The organism is Pseudomonas sp. 313, assembly GCF_000316965.1.
Lineage (GTDB): Bacteria > Pseudomonadota > Gammaproteobacteria > Pseudomonadales > Pseudomonadaceae > Chryseomonas > Chryseomonas benzopyrenica.
The window spans coordinates 41,335-55,489 of record NZ_ANBZ01000023.1 but is presented as its reverse complement, the minus strand read 5'-3'; the positions used below and the strand labels follow the sequence as shown (position 1 = coordinate 55,489).

Here is a 14,155-nt window from a genome sequence, read left to right as displayed (position 1 = left end):
GGTTTGGCTGGCGAGTGCCGGCCTGGGAAGTCTCGCCAGCCCTGGCACGCCGCCTGCCCGACGACCTGCGCCGATGGACGGCGGCGCGCCTAGAGCGTCGGCTCGGGGCGCCGGGAGATCCAGTCCACCTGCTGCGGGAAGCGTCCGGTCAGCTCGGCGCTCAATGGCCGGGAAACCAGGAAGCCCTGCATGATCTCGCAACCATGCTCAAGCAGCCAATCGCGCTGTTCCAGGGTCTCCACCCCTTCGGCGATGACCTCCAGATCCAGGTTGCGGCCCAGTTCGAGGATGGTGCTGACGATGGCGGCATCGCGCGAGGAATCCAGCATGTTGGCAATGAACAGCTGATCGATCTTGAGGGTATCCAGTTCGAAGTGACGCAGATAGGCCAGCGAAGAATAGCCGGTGCCGAAGTCGTCCACCGCGATACGCACGCCCAGCGCGCGCAGTTGTGACAGCTGCGCCCGGGTGTAGTCGATGTCGTGCATCAGCGCCGACTCGGTCACCTCGATTTCCAGCTGCTCCGGCCGCAGCTGGTGGGTCTCGATGATCTGGCGCAGACTCTCCGTCAGTTGCGGCATGCCGAATTGCACCGGGCTGAGGTTGATGCTCAGCAGCAGTTCGTCGCCATAGATCTCCTGCAGGGACTGCAGCTTGGTCGCGCCTTCGCGGAAGATCCAGTCACCGATGCGGTTGATCAGCCGGGTCTCTTCCAGCAGCGGGATGAAGACGCTGGGCGAGACCTTGCCGGCCACCGTGTGCTCCCAGCGCAGCAGCGCCTCGAAGCCACGCAGGCGACCGTCACGCAGATAGACCTGCGGCTGGTAGGCGAGGACGAAATCCTTGTTGTCGATGGCATTGCGCACGCTTTCTTCGAGCATCAGCCGGGAACGGGCACGGCCATTCATTTCCGGCGAGAAGAAACGGTATTGCTGACGACCGCCACGCTTGGCCTCGTACATGGCGATGTCGGCGGATCTCAGCAGGCCGTCCACGGTGTGGCCGCAGTCGGGATAGCTGGCGATGCCGATGCTGGCGCCCAGGCTGACCTCCATGCCGTCGATGCGATGCACCGTGGCCAGCAACTCCAGCAGCTTTTCGGCGACCCGGGCGGCATCCTCGGGATGCTCCAGGGAATCGAGCAGTGCGGTGAATTCGTCGCCGCCCATGCGCGCCAGGATGTCGTAGGGCCGCATGCAGCTCTTGAGCTGCTCGGCGACGATGCACAGCACCCGGTCACCCGCTTCGTGGCCGAGGGAATCGTTGATGCGCTTGAAGCCATCGAGATCGATGTAGAGCACGGCCATGCGCTTGCCGTTGCGGCCGCTACGCGCCAGCGCCGCTTCCAGCGTCTGGTTGAAGCCGCGGCGATTGAGCAGGCCGGTCAGGGCATCGGTGACGGCCTGGGATTCCAATTGGTCCTGCAACTCGCGCATGCGCGACATGTCCAGGGCGATGATGACCATGGCCCGTTGCATGCGTGGCAGCGGCGCACAGGACAGCGCCACCGGCAGGCTGTCGCCGCGATTGGTACGTAGGCGCGCGTCGTGCAGGCGATAGGTCTCGCGGCGGTCGTAGTGCTCCATGAAAGGCGAGGTCTGCCAGTCATCGAGACCGCTGCCGCCTTCGAGGAAGTCGAGAAAGTTGGCGTGTACCAGGTCGCTGACGCTGCACCTGAGCATGCGGGCGATGGCGGCGTTGGCGAAGGTCACCCGACCCTGCTCGTTGACGGTGAGGATGCCCTCGGCGGCGTTGTCGAGCAGCGAGTCGCTGAACGACTTGGCCAGCTCCAGTTGCTGGGTGGCCTGCAGCAACTCGCGGCGATTGCGCTCGTGATCGAGCAGCGAGCGTACTTTGTGCCTGAGGATGTTGGGATCGACGGGCTTGAGCAGGTAGTCCACCGCACCGGTGGCATAGCCACGCAGCACCGATTCGTAGGAGTGGGCTTCAGCGGAGACGAAGATGATCGGCGTGAAGCGGGTGCGCAGGTTGCTGCGCATGATGCGCGCCACCTCGAAGCCGTCCATGATCGGCATCTGGACGTCGAGCAGGACCAGGTCCACGGTTTCGTCCAGCAGGTATTGCAGGGCACGCTCACCCGAGGCGGCGGTGATCACCCGCCAGTTCCCGACCTCCAGTACGGCCTGCATGGCGAACAGGTTCTCCTGGCGGTCGTCGACCACCAGCAACACCGGGCCTTGTTCTGTCTGCGGCAACGGGCACTCCATCAAGCCTCTTCTCCCCGCGGCGTCTGCCGCCGTGCAGCAGCCATGCGCGGCTGGCTACCCCTTCCCTTCGTGTCCGTTATGCGATGTGTCGCTCCAACCCTACTAGCGTAGCAGCCGGACTGGCGTCTGCCGCCTGCAATTTGCCAGGAGGGACCCTTCGCGACGTCTATCAGAGCGCAAAACGAAAAAGCAGTTTCCGCAACCCTTCACCAAGGTGCGGAAACTGCGGGTCGCGGGCGACGAGCGGTTGTTACTGCGCGGGGGTGCCAGTGGCGCCGGGCAGAGGACGCAGATTGACCTCGACGCGGCGATTCTGCGCCCGGCCATCGGCGGTGGCGTTGGTGGCGATGGGCGCATCTGGACCGGCGCCACGGGTGCTCAACCGCGCCGTGGGTACGCCCTGGGCGGTCAGGTAGCCGGCGACATTCTGGGCGCGGCGCTGGGACAGTTCGACGTTGTGGGCGCGGCTGCCAGTGCTGTCGGTGTAGCCGACGATCTCGATGCTGTTCTGATCGAACTGCTTGAAGGAATTGGCCAGATCGTTCAGCGGCTTGTAGAAGCTGTTGGCGATATCGGCGGAATCGGTGGCGAAGGTGATGTTGCCCGGCATGATCAGCTTGATGTCATCGCCCTGACGCTGCACCTCGACACCGGTATTTTCCATCTGCCGACGCAATTCGGCTTCCTGGCGATCGGCGTAGTAACCGTAGCCGGCAGCGGCTGCGCCCACCGCAGCGGCGCCGATCAGCGCGCCCTTGCCTCGGTGGTTGTGATCGATGGCGGCACCGGCGACGGCACCGGCCAAGGCACCTAGGCCGCCGTACTTGGCGGTCTTGGAGGTACCACCGCTGACCTGACCCTGGTTTTCGTAGGGATTGGGGGATGCGCATCCAGCCAGGGTGGCCAGGGCCAGGCTGGCGAGAAGGATACGGGTGGGCAGCGCCATGTCTTTACTCCTTGAAATCCATCGCGGCGGACAGGGCCGCTCCTGGCAATTCTAGCTATGTGATCTGAATCGCAACTGAACGAGGCGGTAGCCACGGACACTTATCGCGATAGTGAGCCTCTAAGCCCACGATAGCCAGAATCGAAGATAGATAGCTTGCATATCGATTTTTTGCGATCTAAGGTTCGGTGCAACCCAATATGACGATACGACTGCGATGGACGAGATCCTCAAGGCCCTGGCTAATCCCCTGCGCTGTCAGATCCTGGGCTGGCTGCGTGATCCCCAGCAGTATTTTCCGCACCAGGAACACGACCTGGGGACGGGCGTCTGCGCCGGGCAGATCGAGGCACGCGCCGGCCTGTCGCAGTCCACGGTCTCGGCGCATCTGGCGGTATTGACCCGGGCCGGCCTGGTCACCACGCGGCGCATCGGCCAATGGGTGTTCTACCAACGCGACGAGGCCGCCATTCAGGCCTTTCTGCAACGTCTCGCCCGCGACCTCTAGTCTGCAAGGAATCCTGATGCCCGCTTCTCTCATCGTGCTGGCGCTGAGCGCTTTCGCCATCGGCACCACCGAATTCGTCATCATGGGGCTGCTGCCCAACGTCGCCGCCGATCTCGGCGTGTCCATCCCCAGCGCCGGCTGGCTGGTCACCGGCTATGCCCTGGGTGTGGCCGTCGGCGCGCCCTTCATGGCGCTGGCCACGGCCCACTGGCCGCGCAAGCGCGCCCTCCTCGCCCTGATGGGCATCTTCATCGTCGGCAACCTGCTCTGCGCGGTGGCCAGTGGCTACAACATGCTGATGCTGGCCCGGGTGGTCACGGCGCTCTGCCACGGTGCCTTCTTTGGCATTGGCGCTGTGGTGGCCGCGAGCCTGGTGCCGGAGAATCGCCGCGCCTCGGCGGTGGCCCTGATGTTCACCGGCCTGACCCTGGCCAATGTGCTGGGCGTGCCCCTGGGCACCGCCCTCGGCCAGGCCGCCGGCTGGCGTTCGACCTTCTGGGCGGTGGTGGCGATCGGCGTGGTCGCCCTGATCGGTCTCTGGCGGGTCCTGCCCACCGATCGCAACCAGCCGCGCGCCGATCTGCGCCGGGAGTTGCTCGCCCTGCGCGGCCTGGGCTTCTGGTTGGCGCTGTCGATGACAGTGTTCTTTGCGGCCTCCATGTTCGCCCTCTTCACCTATGTCGCGCCGCTGCTGCAGGAGGTCACCGGCGTCTCGCCCCGTGGCGTCACCGGCACCCTGCTGTTGATCGGCCTGGGCCTGACCCTGGGCAACTTCATCGGCGGTCGGCTGGCCGACTGGCGCCTGGCCACCAGCCTGGTGGGCATCTTCGTCGCCCTGGCGCTGACCTCCGCCGCCCTGCGCTGGACCGGCCAGGCCTTCCTGCCCGCCGAGATCACCCTCTTCCTCTGGGCCGCGGCCGCCTTCGCCGCCGTACCGGCCCTGCAGATCAACGTGGTCACCTTTGGCAAGGACGCGCCGAATCTGGTCTCGACCCTCAACATCGGCGCCTTCAACGTGGGCAATGCCCTTGGCGCCTGGGTCGGCGGCCTGGTGATCGACCACGGTCTGGGTCTTACCGCGGTACCCCTCGCCGCCAGCGGGCTCGCCCTGCTGGCCCTCATCGCCACCCTGCTGACCGCCAGCCAGGCCCGCAAGAGCGGCCTGGCGACCGCCAGCTAATCAAGAGAGCTAGCCATGACTCAGCTGTTCGAGCCGATCAAGATCGGCGCCCTGGAACTGCCCAACCGCGTCATCATGGCGCCCCTCACCCGCTGCCGCGCCGAACCGGGCCGGGTTCCGGGCGATCTGATGGTCGAGTACTACGTGCAACGCGCATCCGCCGGCCTGATCATCACCGAGGCTACCTCGGTAGATCCCATGGGCGTGGGTTATCCCGACACCCCCGGCATCTGGTCCGACGCCCAGGTGGCCGGCTGGCAACGGGTGACCACTGCCGTGCACAAGGCCGGTGGCCGCATCGTGCTGCAACTCTGGCATGTGGGCCGCATCTCCGACCCCCGCTACCTCGACGGCGAACTGCCGGTGGCGCCGAGCGCCATCGCCGCCCAGGGCCACGTCAGCCTGCTGCGCCCCAAGCGTGACTATGTCACCCCGCGGGCACTGGAAACCGCCGAGATCCCCGGTATCGTCGCCGCCTATCGCCATGGCGCCGAGAACGCCAAGCGCGCCGGGTTTGATGGCGTCGAGGTCCATGGGGCCAACGGCTATCTGCTTGACCAGTTCCTGCAGAGCGACACCAACCAGCGCACCGACAACTATGGCGGCTCCATCGAGAATCGCGCCCGGCTGCTGCTGGAAGTGACCGATGCCTGCATCGATGTCTGGGGTGCTGATCGCGTCGGCGTGCACCTGTCCACCCGTGGCGACATGCACACCATGGGCGACAGCGACCCCGCCGCCACCTTCGGCCATGTCGCCCGCGAACTGGGCCAGCGCCAGGTCGCCTTCATCTGCATCCGCGAAGCGGCCGGCAGCGACAGCCTGGGCCCGGACCTCAAGGCGGCCTTCGGCGGCGTCTACATCGCCAACGAGAAATTCGACAAAGCCAAGGCCAATGCCTGGCTGGACGAAGGCAAGGCCGATGCCGTGGCTTTCGGCGTGCCCTTCATCGCTAACCCGGACCTGCCGCAACGCCTGGAGCAGGATGCCCCGCTCAATGAGCCGCACCCGGATACCTTCTACAGCAAGGGCCCGGTAGGCTACATCGACTATCCGCGGCTGTAATTTTCCCGCCGACAAGAAAAGCCCGCCGATTGGCGGGCTTTTTCATGGGGATTCAGGTTTATCGCGGCCATGGGCCGCTCCTACGGTAATGTCTGAACCTGTAGGAGCGACTGCATCGGCGGACCGTCATGGCAGTGATGCCCCTAACGTCCCGGCATCAACCGTAGGTTGGGCTGAGACGGTTTTATCGTCGAAGCCCAACAGTCATGGGCACGGCCCACCCATGTTGGGGTTCGCTGCGCTCAGCGTCAACCTACGTCAGGAGCCGTAGGTTGGGTTGAGACGGCTCCATCGTCGAAGCCCAACAGGCACGAGCACGGTGCACCCCTGTTGGGCTTCGCTGCGCTCAGCGCCAACCTACGTCAGGAACCGCAGGTTGGGTTGAGACGGTTTCATCGTCTAAGCCCCACAGTCACGAGCACGGACCATTCATGTTGGGCTTCGCTGCGCTCAGCGCCAACCTACGTCAGGAGTCGTAGGTTGGGTTGAGACGGCTCCATCGTCGAAGTCCAACAGCCACGAGCACGGGCCACCGTGTTGGGCTTCGCTGCGCTCAGCGCCAACCTACGTCAGGAGCCGTAGGTTGGGTTGAGACGGCTCCATCGTCGAAGCCCAACAGGCACGAGCACAGTGCCTACCTGTTGGGCTTCGTTGCGCTCAGCGCCAACCTACGCCGGTGTAGCCCAGAACGCGCGGATCGCCGCCACGCCCTGGGCGCCGGCCTGCCAGGCGCCGGTGAGGTCGGCATCGCCCAGCCCTCCCAGCAGATAGGCCGGCAGGTTGCAGTCGGCCAGCAGTTGCTGGGCCTTGACCCAGCCCAAGGTCGGGGCGCCGGGGTGGCTGGCGGTGGGCATCACCGGCGACAGAGTGACGAAATCCACCCCCATCTGCTGAGCCAGGGCCAGTTCTTCGGCGTCGTGGCAGGAGGCCGCCAGCAGGCGCTGTTCCGGAAAGGGTCGCCCATTGGGCGCATAGCGACGCAACTGCTCGGCGGTCAGGTGCCAGCCGGCCGCGGGGAAGTCGCCCAGCCACTCCAGCGGGCCCTTGAGCATCAGCTGGGCGCGGCCGGTGCAGAGCCCCTGGACGTCGCCGGCCAGGTCGCGGTACTGGGGATCGAAGTTGTCCGGCGTGCGCAGCTGGACCAGGCGGATGCCGCTGTCCAGCGCTCGATGCAGGCCGTTGAGCAACTCCGCGGTGGTCAGCTCGCCGGGGGTGATGAGATAGCGGTCTGGCAGCCGCGCCGCCTGGACGATGGGTCGGTTGGCTGCGGGAAAGTCATAGTCGAGCAGCGCGCGCGGGGCGACCCAGGTCAAGGGCTGGCCCTCGGCGCCGTGGGCCTTCCCGGTGAAGGCGTCCACCTGCCAGACGTCCAGCAGCACCGCCTGGTCGGGATAGTCGTGGCGGACCTGCAACAGCGGGCGGGCCGCAGTCACCCTGATGCCCAGCTCCTCGGCCAGCTCGCGTTCGAGCGCTACGGCCGGGGCCTCACCGGCCTCGACCTTGCCCCCCGGAAATTCCCAGAGTCCGCCCTGGTGCTTGTGCGCCGGACGCTGGGCGATAAGGATCTGCCCCTGGGGATCGCGAATCACCGCGGCAACCACATGCAGACGAGTCATGCGCTCTGCTCCTCCGTTTCAGCCTCCGCCAACCAGCGCTGGAAGGCCGGCCAGGCGTAGATGGTTTCGACATAGGCGGCCGCCTCGGCCGACAGTTCCACCCCGTAGCTGCGGAAGCGGCTGGCGACCGGGGCATAGAAGGCATCGGCGATGGTCGGCGTACCGAACAGATAAGGGCCTTGCTGGCCATAGCGCTCGCGGCATTCGCGCCACAGGCGCTGGATGCGCTGGATGTCTTCCACCGCCTCGGCGGTGGTCGACTTCAGCCGCTGGCGGCGACGCAGGTCCATGGGCAGCTCGCGGCGCAGGGCCAGGAAGCCACTGTGCATCTCGGCGCACAGCGCCCGGGCATGGGCGCGGGCCAGGGTGTCCGTCGGCCACAGCTCGGCATCGGGATAGGCCTCGGCGAGATACTCGACGATGGCCAGGGAATCCCAGATAGTGCCCTCGGCCAGTTTGAGCACCGGCACCTTGCCGGTCGGTGACTGGGCCTTGAGCAAGGCGCGGCTGTTGGGGGTATAGAGCGGAATCGCCACCTCTTCATAGGGGGCGCCGCTGAGCTCCATGGCCAGCCAGGCTCGTAGCGACCAGGAGGAGAAGTTCTTGTTGCCGATCACGAGTTGCAGCTGGGACATGCGGGGATTCCTCGAAACGATGCGGCCCCGGCGGACCGCGCGCAGGCGCCCGCCAGGCGGCGGACGCCGAAGCGCCGGGTAGCCGTCAGGTACGGTACTCGGCGTTGATCTTCACATAGTCGTGGGAGAGGTCGGTGGTCCAGATGGTCTCGCTGTGGCTGCCGCGACCCAGCTCGATGCGGATCTCGATCTCGGCCTGGGCCATGACCCGCGCGCCCTGCTCTTCGGTGTAGGTGGCCGCGCGACCGCCCTGCTGGCAGATCTGCACGCCACCAAGGGAGACGTCGATCAGGCTGACATCCAGCTGGGGCACGCCGGCCCGGCCGACGGCGGCGAGGATGCGGCCCCAGTTGGGATCGGAGGCGAACAGCGCGGTCTTGATCAGCGGCGAGTGAGCGACGGCGTAGCCGACGTCCAGGCACTCCTGGGCATTGCCGCCGCCATTGACCTGCACGGTGACGAACTTGGTGGCACCCTCGCCGTCCCGCACGATGGCCTGGGCCAGTTCGGCGAACACCGAGAACACCGCCTCGCGCAGCTGCTCGAAGGCCGCACCGCTGGGCTGGGCGATTTCCGCCATGGCCGCCTGGCCGGTGGCAACCAGCATGCAGCAGTCGTTGGTGGAGGTGTCGCCATCGATGGTGATGCGGTTGAAGGAGCGATTGGCGGCATCGGCCAGCAGGTCCTGCAGCAGGCCCCGGGCGACCTTGGCGTCGGTGGCCACGTAGCCGAGCATGGTCGCCATGTTCGGCTTGATCATGCCGGCGCCCTTGCTGATACCGGTCACGGTAACGGTGGTGCCGTCCACCTGGAACTGGCGGCTGGAGCCCTTGGGCAGGGTGTCGGTGGTCATGATGCCGGTGGCGGCAGCGGCCCAGTTGTCTTCGGCCAGATCGGCCAGGGCGGCCGGCAGCGCGGCTTCGATCTTTTCCACCGGCAACGGCTCGCCGATCACGCCGGTGGAGAACGGCAGCACCGCTTCCTCGCCGACGCTGGCCAGAGTCGCCAGGGTCTTGGTGGTGCGCTCGGCCGCGGCCAGGCCAGGCTGGCCGGTACCGGCGTTGGCATTGCCGGTGTTGGTCAGCAGGTAGCGGACGGGGCCAGCGAAGCGCTGGCGGGCAATGATGACCGGCGCCGCGCAGAAGGCGTTCAGGGTAAAGACCCCGGCCACGCTGGAGCCTTCGGCACAGCGCATCACCACCACATCCTTGCGCCCGGGACGCTTGATGCCGGCAGAGGCGATACCGAGTTCGAAACCGGGAACCGGGTGCAGCGTGGAGAGCGGACCGAGACCGACAGCCATGGGAAAACTCCAGTGAAAGAAAAGGAAACGCCGCGAGCGGAAAACCGGTCGCGGCGTGGAAATCAGCCTTCCAGCGCCCGCCTCGCCCAGCCTGGGCAAGGGGCGCAGACAGCCTAGCGGGTGGAGTTTACAACCTGTCGGCGGCTATGCCGACCGGTTGCCGTCGCCGCGGCTGCCTGGGCAGGTCTCAGTCGAGCTTGCCGTGGCACTGCTTGTACTTCTTGCCGGAACCGCAGGGGCACGGCTCGTTGCGACCGATCTTCTGGTCGTTGCGCTGGGGCTGCAAGGGCACCACGGTGTCCTCGCCCTGCTCGTCCTCGAGCACCTCGGGGTCGACCAGCGAAGGCGCCTCGGCGTGCTGGAACTGCATACGCTCGGCCAGGGCTTCGGCCTCGCGGCGCATGCGCTCCTCTTCCTCGACCGGATCCTCGCGGCGCACCTGGACGTGGGACAGCACGCGGATGGTGTCGCGCTTGATGCTTTCCAGCAGCTCCTGGAACAGGGTGAAGGACTCGCGCTTGTATTCCTGCTTGGGGTTCTTCTGGGCGTAGCCGCGCAGATGGATACCGTGGCGCAGGTGGTCCATGGTGGTGAGGTGGTCCTTCCAGAGGTCGTCGACCACCCGCAGCAGCATCTGCTTCTCGAAGTTGCGCAGGGCCTCGCGACCGGCCATGTCTTCCTTTTCTAGGTAGGCAGCTTCGAGCTGCTCGAGGATCTTCACCCGCAGGGTGTCCTCGTACAGCTTGTCATCCTCGTCCAGCCACTGACCGATGGGCAGTTGCAGGCCGAAGACGCTGTAGATCTCGGCTTCCAAGCCGGGCACGTCCCACTGCTCGGGCAACGACTGCGGCGGGATGTGCTCGTTGATCACCTGGGTCAGGGTTTCCTCGCGGAAGCCCTTGATGGTGTCGCCGACGTCTTCGTTGGCCAGCAGGGTGTCGCGCATGTGATAGATCACCTTGCGCTGCTCGTTGGCCACGTCATCGTATTCCAACAGCTGCTTGCGGATGTCGAAGTTGCGGCCTTCGACCTTGCGCTGCGCCTTTTCGATGGCGTTGGTGACCATGCGGTGCTCGATGGCCTCGCCGCCCTGCATGCCCAGGGCCTTCATGAAGTTCTTCACCCGGTCGGAGGCGAAGATGCGCATCAGGCTGTCTTCCAGCGACAGATAGAAGCGGCTGGAACCCGGGTCGCCCTGGCGACCGGCACGGCCGCGCAGCTGATTGTCGATCCGGCGGGATTCGTGGCGCTCGGAGGCGATCACGTGCAGGCCACCAGCGTCGATGACCTGCTTGTGGCGCGCCTGCCAGGCGGCCTTGATCGCGGCGATCTGCTCCTCGGTGGGATTCTCCAGGGCCGCGACTTCCACTTCCCAGTTGCCGCCGAGCAGGATGTCGGTACCGCGACCGGCCATGTTGGTGGCGATGGTCACGGCGCCCGGACGACCGGCCTGGGCGATGATCTCGGCTTCGCGCTCGTGGTACTTGGCATTGAGCACCTTGTGCTCAATGCCGGCCTGGGTCAGCAGCTGGTCGACGTACTCGGAGCTCTCGATGGAGGCGGTACCCACCAGCACCGGACGGCCTTCGGCCTGGCACTGCTTCACGTCCTCGATGATCGCCTGGTACTTCTCGGCCTGGGTCAGGTAGACCAGGTCGTTGAAGTCCTTACGGGCGACCTCGCGGTGGGTCGGGATCACCAGCACGTCGAGGTTGTAGATCTGGCGGAACTCGAAGGCCTCGGTGTCGGCGGTACCGGTCATGCCACCGAGCTTGTTGTAGAGGCGGAAGTAGTTCTGGAAGGTGGTCGAGGCCAGGGTCTGGCTCTCGGGCTGGATCGGCAGTCCTTCCTTGGCCTCGATGGCCTGGTGCAGGCCTTCGGAAAGACGGCGACCCGGCATGGTCCGGCCGGTGTGCTCGTCGATCAGCAGTACCTGGTCCTGCTGGACGATGTACTCGACGTTGCGATGGAACAGGGTATGGGCGCGCAGACCGGCGAACACGTGGGTCAAGAGGCCCAGGTTGTGCGCCGAATAGAGGCTCTCGCCCTCGGCCAGCAGCCCGACTTCGGTGAGCATCTCCTCGATGTACTGGTGACCCAGTTCGGTGATCTCCACCTGGCGGGTCTTTTCATCGATGGTGTAGTGGCCGACCTGGGTCGGATTGCCTTCCTCTTCCTCGATGTGCTGCTGCAGACGCGGGATCAGCAGGTTGATCTTCTGATAGAGCTCGGAGCTGTCTTCGGCCTGGCCGGAGATGATCAGCGGAGTCCGGGCTTCGTCGATGAGGATGGAGTCCACCTCGTCGACCACCGCGAAGTTCAGCTCGCGCTGGTACTTCTCGGCCATGCTGAAAGCCATGTTGTCGCGCAGATAGTCGAAGCCGAATTCGTTGTTGGTGCCGTAGGTGATGTCCGAGGCATAGGCGGCGCGTTTCTCTTCCGGCGGCTGGAACGGCAGGATGATGCCCACCGACAGGCCGAGGAATTCGTACAGCGGCCGCATCCAGTTGGCGTCGCGGCGGGCCAGGTAGTCGTTCACCGTGACCACGTGGACGCCCTTGCCGGACAGCGCGTTGAGATAGACCGGCAGGGTGCCCACCAGGGTCTTGCCCTCACCGGTACGCATCTCGGCGATCTTGCCTTCGTGCAGCGCGGCGCCGCCGATCAGCTGGACGTCGAAGTGACGCATGCCCATAACGCGCTTGCCCGCCTCGCGGACCACCGCGAAGGCTTCCGGCATCAGGGCATCGAGGGACTCGCCCTTGGCCACACGCTGCTTGAATTCCTCGGTCTTGGCGCGCAGTTGCTCGTCGCTCAGGGAGGCAATCTGGGATTCCAACGCATTGGTGGCCACCACGACCTTGCCTAGGCGTTTGACATCTCGTTCGTTCTTGCTTCCAAAGAATTTCTTCAACAAAGGCGCAAACATATCGACTGGAATTCTTCCGCTGGAATGAGGGGAGCGAAACGGGCGGCAAGGCCTCTGCAGAGCCTGGCCAGACGCCTGGGCGCGGGGGTTGAAACCCGCGGTGTCCCGCAATGGTAATCGGGCATTCTACTCGGAAATGCCGATGAGGAAAGAACGACGGGCCCCTGGCCGCCAGGACGCCAGAGCGATCTGTTACCATCGGCGTCCTCTCTTCGCCCATCGCGAGTCCTGCGCATGGCCTTTCGTCCGCTCAACGCCGTCGCTCCCGCTGCCCTGCTGCGCCAGGCCAAACCGCTCAAGGCGCTGTTTCGCGAGGCCGAGCGACTGGGTCGGCTGCAACAATTGTTGGAAGAGCAGCTGCAACCCGCTGCCCGCCCCCATTGTCGGGTGGCCAGCTGGCGCGAGGGCACGCTGCTGCTAGTGGTCAACGACGCCCACTGGGCGACGCGGCTGCGCTATCAACAGCGCCGTCTGCTCCGGCTGCTGCAACAGGCGCCGGAGTTCGTTGGCCTGACGCGTCTGCAGTTCAAGATGCAGCCGAGTCCTGGCGTCGCCACCCGCGCCCGGCCGGTGCGCCAGGTCAGCCAGGTGGGCGCCGACAGCCTGCGTGAAGTCGCGGCCGGGATCCGCGACCCCAAGCTCAAGGCCGCCTTGGAGCGGCTGGCCAGTCGCACCGGCCAGGTCGCGGACTAGGCCTCAGGCCTTGGCCACCGCCCGCTCGAAGGCGGCGCGGATGCGGTCTTCCGGCAGGTCCATGCCGATCAGCACCACACGACTTTCGCGCTCTTCGCCTGGGAGCCAGTCACGCTCCCAGTCGGCGGCATAGATCTGCTGCACGCCCTGGAACAGCAGGCGGCGGTCCTCGCCGGCGATATTCAGCAGACCCTTGTAGCGCAGTAGGTCACAGCCGAGGGTATTGAGCAGCATCTCCATCACGCTGCTGATCTTGGCCTGGTCGAAGGGCCGGGACTCGCGGATGGCGATGGACTGGATGCGCTCGGTAAGGCTGACCGCTTCCGACACCGGCCGCAGCGGGCGGAACAGCGTCGGTGGCGCCAGGTCTTCGTCGTGCAGGTTGAAGCCGCGGATGTCCAGCAACTCCGCCAGCTCGATGCGGCCGTGGTCGACATGGCGAATCGGCGCGCGACGATTGATGCGTTGCAGGCGATTCTCCAGCGCCTCGACGGCCGCCGGTTCGGCCAGGTCGAGCTTGGTCAGCAGCAGGCGATCGGCGAAACCGATCTGCGCCTGCAGCAGCGGATCGCTCAGCTGCTCGCTGGCGTGGACGGCGTCCACCAGGGTCAGCACCCCATCGAGCAGATAACGCTCGCGCAGGAGGTCGTCGGTAAAGAAGGTCTGGGCCACCGGACCGGGATCGGCCAGGCCCGTGCATTCCACAACCAGGCGCTCGAAGTCCAGCTCGCCGCTGTCCAGCCGCTCCAGCAGCACGGTCAGGGCATAGGCCAGGTCCTTGCTGCCGGTGCAGCAGACGCAGCCGTTGGCCACCTTCATCAGTTGCACGGCACCGGCGTCTTCGAGCAATTCGCCGTCGACGTCCAGGGCGCTGAATTCGTTTTCGATCACGGCGATCTTGAGACCATGCTCGGCTTGCAGGATGTGCTTGAGCAGGGTGGTCTTGCCGGCGCCGAGAAAGCCGGTCAGGACGGTGACGGGGATGGGTTCGTGCATGGAAACTCCAGACAGAAAGAGGCCGGGCTTGGAGCCCGGCCTTAGAACCTGCTCAC

10 protein-coding genes and 1 pseudogene are annotated in these 14,155 nt (G+C 65.8%); 4 read left to right on the top strand and 7 right to left on the bottom strand.

Translation table 11 applies throughout. The features are described from left to right. Window positions 1-89 precede the first annotated feature (89 nt). Together C722_RS0103170 and C722_RS0103165 are read right to left on the bottom strand one after the other, a co-directional pair. Entirely contained in the window at window positions 90-2,228 is a 2,139-nt protein-coding gene (locus C722_RS0103170) for a bifunctional diguanylate cyclase/phosphodiesterase (protein WP_173150037.1), read from the bottom strand. Window positions 2,229-2,478: 250 nt separating this feature from the next. Further along, window positions 2,479-3,224: pseudogene (locus tag C722_RS0103165) on the bottom strand (OmpA family protein). A 167-nt stretch (window positions 3,225-3,391) separates the two neighbouring features. Between C722_RS0103165 and C722_RS0103160 the strand changes: the two are divergent. Genes C722_RS0103160 through C722_RS0103150 form a run of 3 tightly spaced genes read left to right on the top strand, consistent with a single transcriptional unit; the run spans window position 3,392 to window position 5,927 of the window. Continuing rightward, on the top strand, window positions 3,392-3,682 hold the full coding sequence (locus C722_RS0103160; protein ID WP_017639109.1) for a helix-turn-helix transcriptional regulator: 291 nt from the start codon (window positions 3,392-3,394) through the stop codon (window positions 3,680-3,682). Window positions 3,683-3,698: 16 nt separating this feature from the next. Further along, the gene (locus tag C722_RS0103155) at window positions 3,699-4,862 is read left to right on the top strand and encodes an MFS transporter (protein ID WP_017639108.1); all 1,164 of its coding nucleotides are present in this window, start codon (window positions 3,699-3,701) and stop codon (window positions 4,860-4,862) included. A 15-nt stretch (window positions 4,863-4,877) separates the two neighbouring features. Continuing rightward, window positions 4,878-5,927, top strand: coding sequence for an alkene reductase (locus C722_RS0103150; protein ID WP_017639107.1), 1,050 nt, complete (start codon window positions 4,878-4,880; stop codon window positions 5,925-5,927). A 668-nt stretch (window positions 5,928-6,595) separates the two neighbouring features. On the opposite strand, the gene C722_RS0103145 is transcribed toward C722_RS0103150, so the two are convergent. The 4 genes from C722_RS0103145 to secA form a co-directional block, all read right to left on the bottom strand. After that, entirely contained in the window at window positions 6,596-7,543 is a 948-nt protein-coding gene (locus C722_RS0103145; RefSeq protein ID WP_017639106.1) for a Nudix family hydrolase, read from the bottom strand. Further along, window positions 7,540-8,178 carry a glutathione S-transferase family protein gene (locus tag C722_RS0103140; RefSeq protein ID WP_017639105.1) on the bottom strand — a complete coding sequence of 213 codons (639 nt, stop codon included), beginning with the start codon at window positions 8,176-8,178 and terminating at the stop codon, window positions 7,540-7,542. Before C722_RS0103140 ends, C722_RS0103145 begins: the two co-directional genes overlap by 4 nt. 85 nt (window positions 8,179-8,263) lie before the next feature. Next, entirely contained in the window at window positions 8,264-9,481 is a 1,218-nt protein-coding gene (gene argJ / locus C722_RS0103135) for a bifunctional glutamate N-acetyltransferase/amino-acid acetyltransferase ArgJ (protein ID WP_017639104.1), read from the bottom strand. Between the two features lie 187 nt (window positions 9,482-9,668). Further along, window positions 9,669-12,410 (bottom strand): preprotein translocase subunit SecA, encoded by a 2,742-nt coding sequence (gene secA, locus C722_RS0103130; RefSeq protein WP_017639103.1) that lies wholly within the window; start codon window positions 12,408-12,410, stop codon window positions 9,669-9,671. Between the two features lie 234 nt (window positions 12,411-12,644). Between secA and C722_RS0103125 the strand changes: the two genes are divergently transcribed. Continuing rightward, a complete protein-coding gene (locus C722_RS0103125) occupies window positions 12,645-13,103 on the top strand; it encodes a DciA family protein (RefSeq protein ID WP_017639102.1) in 459 nt (152 codons plus the stop codon). 3 nt (window positions 13,104-13,106) lie between these two features. Here C722_RS0103125 and yjiA read toward each other — a convergent pair whose 3' ends face one another. Further along, entirely contained in the window at window positions 13,107-14,099 is a 993-nt protein-coding gene (yjiA, locus tag C722_RS0103120; RefSeq protein ID WP_017639101.1) for a GTPase, read from the bottom strand. Window positions 14,100-14,155: the final 56 nt, after the last annotated feature.